At 71.3% G+C, this 12,056-nt stretch carries 8 protein-coding genes and 1 riboswitch; of the genes, 4 read left to right on the top strand and 4 right to left on the bottom strand.

Going from position 1 to position 12,056, the window contains the following annotated elements; translation table 11 throughout:
• Positions 1-256 precede the first annotated feature (256 nt).
• A complete protein-coding gene (locus tag ACZ68L_RS22470; protein WP_469579551.1) occupies positions 257-610 on the top strand; it encodes a hypothetical protein in 354 nt (117 codons plus the stop codon).
• Between the two features lie 189 nt (positions 611-799).
• Here the strand turns inward: ACZ68L_RS22470 and ACZ68L_RS22465 are convergent, their stop codons facing one another.
• Complete coding sequence (locus tag ACZ68L_RS22465) at positions 800-1,957, bottom strand: C40 family peptidase (RefSeq protein WP_469579549.1); 1,158 nt, start codon at positions 1,955-1,957, stop codon at positions 800-802.
• A riboswitch (cyclic di-AMP (ydaO/yuaA leader) is annotated at positions 1,956-2,120 on the bottom strand. (Overlaps the previous gene by 2 nt.)
• A 257-nt stretch (positions 2,121-2,377) precedes the next feature.
• Between ACZ68L_RS22465 and pcrA the strand changes: the two genes are divergently transcribed.
• The gene (gene pcrA, locus ACZ68L_RS22460; protein WP_469579546.1) at positions 2,378-4,822 is read left to right on the top strand and encodes a DNA helicase PcrA; all 2,445 of its coding nucleotides are present in this window, start codon (positions 2,378-2,380) and stop codon (positions 4,820-4,822) included.
• Positions 4,823-4,993: 171 nt separating this feature from the next.
• On the opposite strand, the gene ACZ68L_RS22455 is transcribed toward pcrA, so the two are convergent.
• Complete coding sequence (locus ACZ68L_RS22455; RefSeq protein WP_469579543.1) at positions 4,994-6,649, bottom strand: M23 family metallopeptidase; 1,656 nt, start codon at positions 6,647-6,649, stop codon at positions 4,994-4,996.
• Positions 6,650-7,028: 379 nt separating this feature from the next.
• Here ACZ68L_RS22455 and ACZ68L_RS22450 point away from each other — a divergent pair, with 379 nt between their 5' ends.
• Positions 7,029-8,162 (top strand): winged helix DNA-binding domain-containing protein, encoded by a 1,134-nt coding sequence (locus tag ACZ68L_RS22450; RefSeq protein ID WP_469579542.1) that lies wholly within the window; start codon positions 7,029-7,031, stop codon positions 8,160-8,162.
• 63 nt (positions 8,163-8,225) lie between these two features.
• Here the strand turns inward: ACZ68L_RS22450 and ACZ68L_RS22445 are convergent, their stop codons facing one another.
• Complete coding sequence (locus ACZ68L_RS22445) at positions 8,226-9,203, bottom strand: esterase/lipase family protein (protein WP_469579540.1); 978 nt, start codon at positions 9,201-9,203, stop codon at positions 8,226-8,228.
• Between the two features lie 508 nt (positions 9,204-9,711).
• Here ACZ68L_RS22445 and ACZ68L_RS22440 point away from each other — a divergent pair.
• Entirely contained in the window at positions 9,712-10,125 is a 414-nt protein-coding gene (locus tag ACZ68L_RS22440; RefSeq protein WP_362625171.1) for a cobalamin B12-binding domain-containing protein, read from the top strand.
• Positions 10,126-10,407: 282 nt separating this feature from the next.
• Here ACZ68L_RS22440 and ACZ68L_RS22435 read toward each other — a convergent pair whose 3' ends face one another.
• Positions 10,408-12,042 carry a DUF5691 domain-containing protein gene (locus ACZ68L_RS22435; protein ID WP_469579537.1) on the bottom strand — a complete coding sequence of 545 codons (1,635 nt, stop codon included), beginning with the start codon at positions 12,040-12,042 and terminating at the stop codon, positions 10,408-10,410.
• Between the last annotated feature and the right edge of the window lie 14 nt (positions 12,043-12,056).

The raw sequence follows: 12,056 nt of genomic DNA, 5'->3' as shown, positions 1-12,056 counted from the left end.
GGATCTCCGGCGGGGTGACCGGCGTGCCGTCCGGGGCGGAGCGGCGGTGAAGACGGTCACCTGGTCAGGGACGCTAAACCCGGCGCACGGGGAAGAGTCGTAATGACGCTTATTGCCCGAATTTGGCGTGGCACTGTCTCTGTCTGATCGGAAAAATGACAACAGAGTCAGGCAATTGGTGCAGACACGAGTGAAGCGCCAGGAAGCCGTACCTGCCTGCGGAGTGGTGATATGGGCGGGGCTAGGCTGCGGCCTCATGGACGTACTCATTCATGCCTTCGTCGCACTGCACATCATCGGTATCGCCTCACTGCTGGGCGGCTTCCTGACCCAGATGAAGGCGATGGGCGCGGGCGCGGCCCGGTTCGTCCCGGCGATGCTGCACGGCGCGCTGACGATGCTGGTCACCGGGGTCGCGCTGGTCGGGCTCAACGAGGCCGACGACCACCACGTGAACAACATAAAGATCGGGGTCAAGCTGCTGCTCCTGGTCGTCGTCCTCGCGCTCGTCTACATCAAGCGGGACGAGGAGAAGGTCGACAAGGGCGCCTTCGCGGCGGTGGGCGGGCTGACGCTCGCCAACATCTTCATCGCCACGCTCTGGACCTGAGGGCCCGAAGGCCTGAGGAGGACCGCGGCCCGGCGTCCGGCAGCCGGGGGCCGTCGTCCGGGCCCTGAGCTCTGAGGGCCGCGGTACGAGGTCTGCGGATCGCGGCCGGGACGGTGCCCGGCCAGGACAATGCCCGGCCCGGCCGCCGCGCGGGGCGGGCCCACGCGCCGGCCGCCGGGGAGCGGGCCGCTACGCCGGCCGCACGCTGCCGTAGATCGGCATGTAGTAGATCGACTCCTCGCGCACATTCGCCCCCGGCTTCGGCGCGTGGATCATCATTCCGTCGCCCTTGTAGATGCCGACGTGGCTGATGTCGTCGTAGAAGAAGACGAGGTCACCCGGACGCAGATCCGCCGTGGCGACCTTGGTGCCGATCTTCACCTGGTCCCAGGTGGTGCGCGGGATGTCGACGCCCGCCGCCTTCCACGCGGCCTGGGTGAGTCCGGAGCAGTCGTACGAGGACGGACCCGTCGCGCCCCAGACGTACGGCTTGCCCAGCTGGGCCCTGGCGAAGGAGAGGACCTTCTCCGCCTTGGTGGTGGCGCTGCTGTCCGAGCCGGTCCCGGCGCCCGTCCCCGTACCGCCGCCGGACCCCGACTTCCTCGCGGCCTCCTCGGCCTTGCGGTCCGCCTCCGCCTTGGCGGCGGCCTGCTGCCGCGCCAGTTCCTCCGCCTTGCGCTTGGCCTCCGCCTCCTTCTTCCGCTCCAGCGCCGCGAGCCGCGCCTTCTCCTCGGCGGTCAGTTTCGACAGCGTCGCGCGCGCCTCGCCCAGCTTCCGCTGGACGTTCTGCTTGCTGGTGCGCAGCGTGGTCTGTGTCGTGGTCAGCGTCTCCAGGCTCTGCACCGCCTCGGCGCGCTTCTTCGAGGCCTTGACCTGCTGTGCGCGGAAGTCCGTGACCGCCTTCTGCTGCTGAGCCGTCATGCGGTTCATCAGCTGGCTCTGGTCGAAGTACGACTGCGGGTCGTCGGCCAGGAAGAAGGTGGCGCTCGGCGTGAGCGAGCCGGTGCGGTACTGCGCGGCGGCGTAGGCGCCGAGCGTCCTGCGGGCGTCGTTGAGTTTGTCGGCGCGCCTCGCCACGTCCTCCAGGAGGGCGTCGACCTCGGCGCGCTGGGCGGCGGAGTCCTCCTTCGCCTGGTTGTACCGCTGGGTCGCGGTGCCCGCCTGCCGGTAGAGGTCGTCGACCTTCTTCTGGACGTCCTCGATGCTGGGCTTCGGAGCGGGCGCCGCCGTGGCGCTCTGCGTGGAGAGCAGGGTCACGGACGCCAGCGCGGCCGTCGTGAGACCGACGGCCGGTGTGGTGGTGCGCACCCGGGTACGCGGTTTGCGATGCGACGCCAAGGCCGGCATCTCCTTCCGTGGACCGCCTACCGGGTTAGCTGTCGGGTTCGGGCGGAACGGAAGGCTGCCCTACGGTCCGAGTGGGGGTACGGACCGATTCACCCCGGTGGTGCGTGTGGGTCCCCGGTTCCGAACGTCCGCGAGGACAGCCCGGATTCGGCGCGGGCGCCCGCTCGGCGTGGTTCGCCTCAGGGGGTACGGGCCGCCCGGTCGAGCACGCTAGCCAATCCATGGTGCTGCTGTGAAGGTCGATGTTCGATATGCCCGATACATTTTCGTGACCTTCGCGGGGCGGGGGCGACGGGGCCGGTCGAGGCCCGGAATTCCTTACGGGGCGTGGGTGTCCGGTCTCTTTGTGTGCCCGGTGGTCGGGTGCGGTTCGCCATGCGGCAGCCACGTGTCGGTGCGGCGGCCTAGACTCGACAAGCGATGAGCAGCCTCTTTGACGACAGCTTCCTGGCCGGCCTCCAGCACTCGGAGGAAGAGCCCCCGCCACCCCCCGAGGACTCCGCACCCGAAGCGGTGCCGGAGGACCTCTTCGCGGGCGTCTTCGACGGGCCCGCGCCGCCCAGGGACGCGTACTACCGTGACGGCGCGCACCGCCCCGTCATCGACTCCGCGGCGCTCCTCGACGGGCTGAACACCGAACAGCGCGCCGCGGTGGTCCACGCCGGCTCCCCGCTGCTCATCGTCGCCGGGGCGGGCTCCGGCAAGACCCGGGTGCTGACCCACCGGATCGCCCACCTCCTCGCCGAGCGCGGAGTGCACCCCGGCCAGATCCTGGCGATCACCTTCACCAACAAGGCCGCGGGCGAGATGAAGGAGCGCGTCGAGCAGCTCGTCGGACCGCGTGCCCACGCCATGTGGGTCATGACCTTCCACAGCGCGTGCGTACGCATCCTGCGCCGCGAGTCGAAGAAGCTCGGCTTCACCTCGTCGTTCTCGATCTACGACGCCGCCGACTCCAAGCGGCTGATGGCCCTGGTCTGCCGTGATCTCGACCTCGACCCCAAGCGCTTCCCGCCGAAGTCGTTCACCGCCAAGGTCTCCAACCTGAAGAACGAACTGATCGACGAGGAGACCTTCGCCGGTCAGGCCGCGGACGGTTTCGAGAAGACCCTCGCCCAGGCCTACGCGATGTACCAGTCCCGGCTGCGCGAGGCCAACGCGCTGGACTTCGACGACATCATCATGACGACGGTCCACCTGCTGCAGGCGTTCCCCGATGTCGCCGAGCACTACCGCCGCCGCTTCCGGCACGTCCTGGTCGACGAGTACCAGGACACCAACCACGCCCAGTACACCCTCGTACGCGAACTGGTCGGCCCGGCCGGCGAGGGCGACGCCCCCGCCGAGCTGTGTGTCGTCGGTGACGCGGACCAGTCGATCTACGCGTTCCGCGGCGCGACCATCCGCAACATCCTCCAGTTCGAGGAGGACTACCCGAACGCGACGACGATCCTGCTGGAGCAGAACTACCGCTCCACGCAGACGATCCTGTCCGCCGCCAACGCGGTCATCGAGCGCAACGAGAGCCGCCGCCCCAAGAACCTCTGGACGAACGCCGGTACGGGCGCCCGAATCACCGGCTACGTCGCCGACACCGAGCACGACGAGGCCCAGTTCGTCGCCGAAGAGATCGACCGGCTGACCGACGCGGGCGACGCCAAGGCCGGTGACGTCGCGATCTTCTACCGTACGAACGCGCAGTCCCGGGTCTTCGAAGAGATCTTCATCCGCGTCGGCCTTCCCTACAAGGTCGTCGGCGGCGTGCGCTTCTACGAGCGCAAGGAGGTCCGGGACGTCCTGGCCTACCTCCGGGTCCTCGCCAACCCCGAGGACACCGTCCCGCTGCGCCGCATCCTCAATGTGCCCAAGCGCGGCATCGGCGACCGCGCCGAAGCGATGATCGACGCGCTGTCCCTGCGCGAGAAGATCACCTTCCCGCAGGCGCTGCGCCGGGTCGACGAGGCGTACGGCATGGCGGCCCGGTCGGCCAACGCCGTCAAGCGGTTCAACACGCTGATGGAGGAGCTGCGCACGATCGTCGAGTCCGGCGCGGGCCCGGCGGTGGTCCTGGAGGCCGTCCTGGAACGGACCGGCTACCTCGCCGAGCTCCAGGCGTCCACCGACCCGCAGGACGAGACCCGCATCGAGAACCTCCAGGAACTCGCCGCCGTCGCCCTCGAATTCGAGCAGGAGCGCGGCGAGGCCGGCGAGGAGGGCGCGGGCACGCTCGCCGAATTCCTGGAGCGGGTCGCGCTCGTCGCGGACTCCGACCAGATCCCCGACGAGGACGAGGACGGCTCCGGCGTCATCACACTGATGACACTGCACACCGCCAAGGGCCTGGAATTCCCGGTGGTCTTCCTGACGGGCATGGAGGACGGCGTCTTCCCGCACATGCGCGCGCTCGGCCAGGTCAAGGAGCTGGAGGAGGAGCGGCGGCTCGCGTACGTCGGCATCACCCGGGCCCGCGAGCGGCTCTATCTGACCCGGGCGGCGATGCGCAGTGCCTGGGGGCAGCCCTCGTACAACCCGCCGTCCCGGTTCCTGGAGGAGATCCCGGACCAGCACCTGGAGTGGAAGCGGACCGGTCCGATGGCGGCCCCGGCCGGGCCGACGTCGGGGATCACCTCGTCGCTGTCCTCGTCGCGTTCGCGGTCCGGTCCCTCGGGCTTCGCGACCCGGCGGACCTCGGACAAGCCGACGATCACGCTGGTGGTCGGGGACCGGGTCACGCACGACCAGTTCGGGCTCGGCACGGTGACGGCGGTCGAGGGGATCGGCGACCAGGCGAAGGCGACGGTCGACTTCGGCGACGAGCGGCCGAAGAAGCTGCTGCTGCGGTACGCGCCGGTCGAGAAGCTCTAGGACGACACGGCCCGGGGCCGTTCGTTCGGATCAAGCCGGATCAGCGCGCGATGCCGGGGCGCGCGAGCCCGGCGTGATCCGGACGCGAGGCCCTGGGCCGGTCGGCGGCCGGAACCGTCGCGTCGGCCGCCGACCGTCATCCGCGCGGTGGCGGGGCGGCCGGCGGGTGGCTCAGGTCGGGTCGACGCCGTGGCTGCGGAGCCAGGGGAGCGGGTCTATGGCCGCGCCCCCACCGGGCCGGACCTCGAAGTGCAGGTGCGGGCCGGTCGAGTTCCCGGACTTGCCGGAGTACGCGATGACGTCACCGGCCTTGACCACACCCGAGCGGATCCTGGTGCTGCTCAGGTGGCAGTACCAGGTCTCGGTGCCGTCGGCCATGGTGACGATGGCCATGTTCCCGTAGGCATTGTTCCACTGGGTGCGTACGGTGCCGTCGGTCGCGGCCATCACGGGCGTGCCGTACCAGACGGGGAAGTCGATGCCCGTGTGCACGGACATCCAGTTGACGCCCGCCTGGCCGAAGTAGGCGCTGAGGCCGTGCTCCGCGACCGGCAGGACGAACTTGGGGCGCAACGCCTCCTTGCGGGCGGCCTCTTCCTCGCGCTTCTTCTTCTCGGCGGCCTGCCGTTCGCGCAGATCGATGCGTTCCTGGGTACGGCTGACGCGGGCGCCGAAGTTCTCGGCGTCGGCCCTGAGGTTGGCGAGCTGGGTGTCCAGCTTGTTGTTGGCCGCGACCGGCTTGACGGAACCGGGGTCGGCCGCCGCCATCGTCGTGGTGTTGTCGTCCTTCTTGTCCTCGCCGCCGAGTCCGCCGACGGAGGCCGCGGCGATGCCGGCCACGCTCATCACGCAGGCGGAGGGAACGGCGACGGTGAGGAGTGCGGAACGCTTCGCCGGGGAACGCCGCCGACTGCGGCTGCCGCCGCCGTTGCGGGTGCCGGGGCGGCCGAGGGGGCTGTGGGTGTCGGGCGCGGTGTGGACGGCAGCGGATTCCGTGTCGTCGTCGCTGTCGTCCGCCGCGGCTTCGTGACCGTCGGTGCCATGGCTGTCGATGCCGCGTCCGTCGGTCTCGAAGTCCGCTTCCGGTTCCGGGAGGCTGAACTCGGCGGTGCTGTGGGGTTCGTGCGCGGCGAAGTCGAAGGAGTCCCGATCGGCGTAGGACTCGTACGACTGGTGCGTTCCCCGCGCCTCGTGCGCCGTGTGCGCTGTGTGCGCCTCTTGTGCTTCGTATGCCTCGTGTGCCGGCGGCGCCTCGTGCAACACCTGTGCGGTTTGCGTAGTTTGCACGGTTTGCTGTTCGTGCTCGGGCGTGGCGCCGGTGTTCCAGGCGGTGGCGTCGTACGCGCCGGTGTCGTAGACGGCCGTGCCGGTCGTCGCCCACTGGCCGGTCCCGTACCAGCCGTTGGTGTCCCACTGGCCCGTGGAGTCCGGGGTGCCGCCCTGTGCCGGGATGTCAGCGAAGGCGGTGACGGTGGTGGTGGCCGTGGTCCCCGCCGTGCCGTAGCCGGCGTCGGACGTCCAGGCGGTCGTGGTGTCGTACGCCGGACCCGCGGCGTACTGCGGCTGGGACTGCGTCGCGTACGGGGCGTAGGCGTCGTACCCGGCTGTCGGGTGTGCGCCCGTGTCCCACTGCGTGGAGTCGTACGGGCCGCTGAATCCGGCCTGGGCGGCCTGCGCGGCCGGGTTGGCCTGCCCGGTGTCGTAGCCGCTGCCGTACGTGCCGTCGTAGCTGCCGGGGAGGGAGCCGAAGAGCGGATCGTTGTCGAAGCCGCCGGTGGCCCGGCTGTCGTATCCGGCGAACCCGGCGTGGGGGGGCTGGTCGTCCACCAACTTCTCTCTCGCCTCGGCAGCAGGACCTTTGTCCGGGGTCCGACGGGGGATCCCAGGGGGAGCAGTGGCCGCGACTGTACCCGGCGGTATGCGACGCCGACAATCTTCGGCAGGTTCGGACGGCTCAGGAAACGGGCAATCGACCGTCTTTCGGCGGACTGTCCACAGAGCCTTGGCTCTATGTTCGAAACGTGTTCCATTTGTGACGCCTGCGGCGAGGGTGGCGTGGGGGCAGGCATGCCCGGATTGTCTTCCGCCGGTGAAACCTCTGCCGAGAAACCTCGTGAGGCGTCGGGCGGCCCGTCGATGCCGGAGACCGCACAGGATGGGGACCGCGCCGTCGGCGGCGGTGCGGCGTGGGGCAGAATCCTGCGCTGTGATGATGACTGCTCGCGAGCTCAACCGGGCGACCCTCAGCCGTCAACTGCTGCTGGAGCGTGAGCCGCTGACCGTCTCCGACGGGGTGCGGCGTGTGGTCGCGCTCCAGGCGCAGCACCCGGCCTCGCCGTATCTCGCGCTGTGGAACCGGCTCACCGATTTCGCCCCGGCCGAACTCGACGCCGGCTTCACCGGACGTTCGGTGGTCAAGGCGACCCTGATGCGGATCACCCTGCACGCCGTGCACGCCGAGGACTACCCGGCGTTCCGCGCGGCGATGCAGCCCACGCTGTACGCCTCCCGGCTCGGCCACCGTTTCGCAGCCACGGGGCTGACCCCCGCGGACGCCGATGAACTGGTGCCGGAGCTACTGGCCTTCACCCGTCGCCCGCGCACCTCGGCGCAGACGCAGGCGTGGGTCGAGGAGCGGATCGGCGCCGAGAAGAAGGACGGGGTGTGGTGGGGGCTGAAGGGGTACGCGCCGCTGCACCACGCTCCTACGGACGCGCCGTGGTCGTTCGGCCCCCGGCCGTCCTTCGTCGCGGCCGGGACGGGACCCGTCCTCACGGGGCAGGCGGTGGACCCGCAGGCGCTGCGGACCCTGATCCTGCGCTATCTGGCGGGGTTCGGGCCCGCGTCGGTGGCGGACGTGACGCAGTTCTCCTTGGTGCGGCGGGCCCCCGTCCGTGAGGCCCTGCGCGCGCTGGACGGCGCCGTCGAACAGCTCCAGGGGCCGGACGGCGTCACGTTGTTCGACCTCCCGGGTGCCTCCCGGCCGCCCGCGGACACCCCCGCGCCGCCCCGGCTCATGGCGATGTGGGACAGCATCCTGCTGGCCTACGCCGACCGCAGCCGGGTGATACCCCCGGCCTACCGCCCGCTGGTGATCCGGCGGAACGGCGACGTGCTGCCCACCCTGCTGGTGGACGGCCATGTCGCCGGGGTGTGGCGCCCGGTGGACGGCGGCATCGAGGCCACGGCCTTCCACCCCCTGTCGCCCGCCACCTGGGACGGACTCGCCGCCGAGGCCCGGTCCCTGACCGCGCTTCTCGGCGACCGCGAGGCCGCGGTCTACAGCCGCTACCACCACTGGTGGGCGAAGCTCCCCGAGGCGGAGGTGCGGCTGCTGTGACCACCGGTCCGTTGCTCGGACTTCGGTGGCGCGCACTCGACGTTCGCCGGCACCGGACGAGGCTCACGCGACCGAAGCGGCCCCGGCACCCCCAGCCGTTCCAGTGACTCCTGCCGCTCCGGTGGCTCCAGTGGCGCCGGTGGTTCCGTCGGCTCGTGCTGTTCCTGCTGCTCCGGTGGCTTCGGTGGCTTCGGTCAGTGCCTCGCGGGACTCCAGGGCCTGCCGGACCGCTGAGGCGACGGTCGGGTGGACCGGGAGTGCGAGATGGCCGATCCCGCTGACGCGTACGTTCAGCGCGTCGAGATCCGGATGGTCGATGCAGGCCGCCTCGGCCGGGACGATCACCCGGTCCAGCTCGCTCCAGAAACTCACGAACCGGGTACGGCAGCCGGGTGCCGGCCTGCGCAGTTCCTCGATCGGTGCGGAGCCCGTGCGCATCTGGCGCACGATCGGGTGAGCACTCGCCGGCGGGGCGACGGCCGTGCCCCCGTGCGGTGTGCCGAGGGTGACCAGGGTGCGGACCCGTTGGTCACCGCCCAGCCGCTGTACGTAGTAGCGGGCGATCAGGCCACCGAGGCTGTGCCCGACGATGTCGACCTCGTGGTGACCGGTGCGGGCGCAGATCTCCTCGACGTGCCGCCCGAGCAGCTCGGCCGCCGTACGGATGTCGCAGGTCAGCGGCGAGTAGTTGAGCGACTCCAGGTGGCGTCGGCCGTGCCGGGCGAGGGAGCGGCGGAGCAGGACGAAGACCGAACGGTTGTCGATGAAGCCGTGCAGGAGCACGACGGGCGGCTGCTCGCCGCCCTCGGCCGTGAGGGCGGTCGTCCCGGCGGGTGCGGGTGCGGGTGCGGTGGCGGCGGGCGGCCCGGCCGGACGCGGCGGAGGGCGCCGTTCCGCTGTGATGCCGGTGGGGTAGAGGAGTACGTGCCCGGCGAGGACCACCAGCTCAAGTGCGGTGGCCTTGAGCAGCGCGGATGACAGCCGGGTGCAGCACAGACACGGTCGGCGCAGCGGTAGGGGAAGGAAAGGCAGGACCCTCATGGCCGACCTCCTGCTTCGGCAAGCGGGGAGGCGGCTCCCGTCCCCGTATGCCCTCATGGGGTGCCGTCGCGGAGGTACGGGCGGCACGCGCGGCCGGTCGGCCGGCGCCGACCGCGGTTCGCGGGCCAATCCTCACCGGTGGTGACCGATGAAGGCCCGGCCGACGGTCCCGATGCCGACGCTCCTGACGCTGGTCGATCCGGCGCCGATGGTCCCGATGCCGACGCTCCCGGCACCGATGGTTCCGATGCCGGTGGATCGACGGGCCGTACCGCCGTGCCGCGCGGCTGTCGGCGCGGCGGTACGGTGACCTCGTAGCGGCTCCCCTGGCGGCCGGTCCCGCGCGGCAGGTGTGCCGCGTGAAACGGGAACGGCGCCCGGTGAACATGTCCCACGTGTGATTTCCCCCTCCCCGCCCACCGCGAAACGGCGGGTTGCGGGATGCTGTCGATAACGTTCGTTCACATCCCCGGCCCTTCAGGTACGGGAGACGCATGTGGAGGCAGTGATGGGTGTGACCGGTCCTATCCGTGTGGTGGTGGCCAAGCCGGGCCTGGACGGCCATGATCGCGGAGCCAAGGTGATCGCGCGGGCGTTGCGCGACGCCGGTATGGAGGTCATCTACACCGGGCTCCACCAGACGCCGGAGCAGATCGTGGACACCGCGATCCAGGAGGACGCCGACGCGATCGGCCTCTCGATCCTCTCCGGCGCGCACAACACGCTCTTCGCCAAGGTGATCGAACTGCTGAAGGAGCGCGAGGCGGAGGACATCAAGGTCTTCGGCGGCGGCATCATCCCGGAGGCGGACATCGCCCCGCTGAAGGAACAGGGCGTCGCGGAGATCTTCACCCCGGGTGCGACGACGGCGTCGATCGTCGACTGGGTCAACGCGAACGTCCGGCACCCCGCGGAGGCCTGACCCTTCCCACCACGAGGCAGCGGGCCGCTCGGCCCGCCTGCCCGGGGCGGTGTTCCGGCCTGCCCTGATCTCAGGCAGGGAGACGCCCGGACGCGGGTGATGCCCGGACGCGGGTGACGGACCCGGGTGACGGCTGACTGACCCGCCCTCCCCAGCCGTGCACAGGTCCCGGCCCCTGCCCCGGCCCACGCGCAGACCGCCCGGTGCACCGGCACCCCCGAATCGGGGTCCGTCGGGCGAGCCCGGAGTCCGTCGAGCAGAACCCGGAGTCCGTCGCCCCCCTCAGCCCGGTATGAGCTCCACGTCCATCGTCGCGCGCAGCCGCAATGTGGAGACCAGGCGCTGGAACGCCTCCGACCAGTAGCCGTTCGCGCCCGGTGAGGCGTCTTCCGGTTCGTCCGGGGTGGTGGTGAGGATTTCGAGACGGTCCGCCTCGGCCGGGTTCAGGCAGCGCTCGGCGAGGCCCATCACGCCGCTGAAGCTCCAGGGGTAGCTGCCCGCGTCCCGGGCGATGTCCAGGGCGTCGACGACCGAGCGGCCCAGTGGCCCGGCCCATGGCGTGGGGCAGACCCCGAGCAGCTGGAACGCCTCGGACAGCCCGTGCGCCGCGATGAAGCCGGCCACCCATTCGCTCCGTTCGGGTGCGGGAAGCACCGCGAGAAGCTTCGACCGCTCGGCGAGCGACGCCGTACCGGGGCCGTTCGACGGGGGGACGGAGGGGGAGCCGAGCAGCGCGCGGGCCCACTCCGGATCCCGCTGCCGCACTGCTGCCCGGCACCATGCCGCGTGGAGCTCCTCCGCCCAGCCGTCGGCCACCGGCAGGGCGACCACTTCCGGTGCGGTACGGCCACCGAACCGCTCCGGCCAGGTGGCGAGCGGTGTGGCCTCCACCAACTGGCCCAACCACCACGACCGTTCGCCTCGTCCGGAGGGCGGCACCGCCACCACACCGTCGCGCTCCATCGCCGCGTCGCACTCGTGCGGGGCCTCCACGGCGACGGTGGCGGCGTCACCCGTGAGGTCCGGACCCACACAGGACATCGCGCGGGCCGCCATCCGTCTGGCGAACGCCGACTCCGGCAGCGCGGACAGCAGTTCGGCGGCCGTCGAGCGGACATTGCGGCTGCGGTCGGAGAGGGCCTGTTCCAGGAAGGGCTCATCCACCGCGGACAGTCCGGTGCGCAGAGAATCGAGGAACATCAGCCGGTCCTCGGCGCGCTCGGTCGTCCACGTGGCGGCGAGCAGAGCGAGCGCTTCGGCCGGATCGTGCGAGCGCACGGCTCCTAGCAGGGCGACCCGTTCGGCGAAGAGGCCCTCCTGCCAGAGCCGGGAGACCGCTTCCGGATCGGTGGCGTCGGGCAGCGACGAGCCGCCGGGCGAGCCGCGCAGCGCGAACTTCCACTCGGGGTTCAGTCCGGCCAGCCACAACCCGCGCGGCCCGGCGAAGGCCAGTGCCTGAGGCCGCAGATCGGTGCGGGACCTGGCCGCGTCCAGCAGGGGCGGGAGCAGCGCGGGCGGTGCCCCGTAGCCGTGCCGGTTGGCGGTGGCCAGCCACTGCGGGATCAGCTCCGTGAGATCAGGGGCCGTGCCGCGCCGGCCGCCCGAGCCGCCCGATGCCGAACGGTCCGTGAGGAGTTGGGCCAGCCTGCGCCGGGCGGCCGGGGGCAGCGACGGGCGGGGATCGGCGGGCGCCGGGCGAGGACGGGCGGCCGCGGTGGCGGGCAGCAGCCCCGCTCTGCGCCGCACGGTGTGGAGCGCCGCCGCGTCCAGCAGTCCGTCCGGCCCGCCGCCTCCCTCCGGGGGACGGCGGTCGGTGCCGAGCAGCGCCGAGGTGACGAGCTCCTCCCATGGCACGGCTGTGACGGTCGGTGGCATGGCTGTAGTGGCGCGGGGCGTGGCTGTCATGGTGCGAGGCATTGGTCCCCCTTCGA

Source organism: Streptomyces sp. NPDC104309 (genome assembly GCF_055584025.1).
This window is presented reverse-complemented; position numbering and strand designations above follow the sequence as displayed.

What these genes read in the sequence shown, in the direction of transcription:
- ACZ68L_RS22470 (WP_469579551.1), top strand. Translation starts at nt 257, where the DNA reads ATGGACGTACTCATTCATGCCTTCGTCGCACTGCACATCATCGGTATC.
- ACZ68L_RS22465 (WP_469579549.1), bottom strand. Translation starts at nt 1,957, where the DNA reads ATGCCGGCCTTGGCGTCGCATCGCAAACCGCGTACCCGGGTGCGCACC.
- pcrA (WP_469579546.1), top strand. Translation starts at nt 2,378, where the DNA reads ATGAGCAGCCTCTTTGACGACAGCTTCCTGGCCGGCCTCCAGCACTCG.
- ACZ68L_RS22445 (WP_469579540.1), bottom strand. Translation starts at nt 9,203, where the DNA reads ATGAGGGTCCTGCCTTTCCTTCCCCTACCGCTGCGCCGACCGTGTCTG.
- ACZ68L_RS22440 (WP_362625171.1), top strand. Translation starts at nt 9,712, where the DNA reads ATGGGTGTGACCGGTCCTATCCGTGTGGTGGTGGCCAAGCCGGGCCTG.
- ACZ68L_RS22435 (WP_469579537.1), bottom strand. Translation starts at nt 12,042, where the DNA reads ATGCCTCGCACCATGACAGCCACGCCCCGCGCCACTACAGCCATGCCA.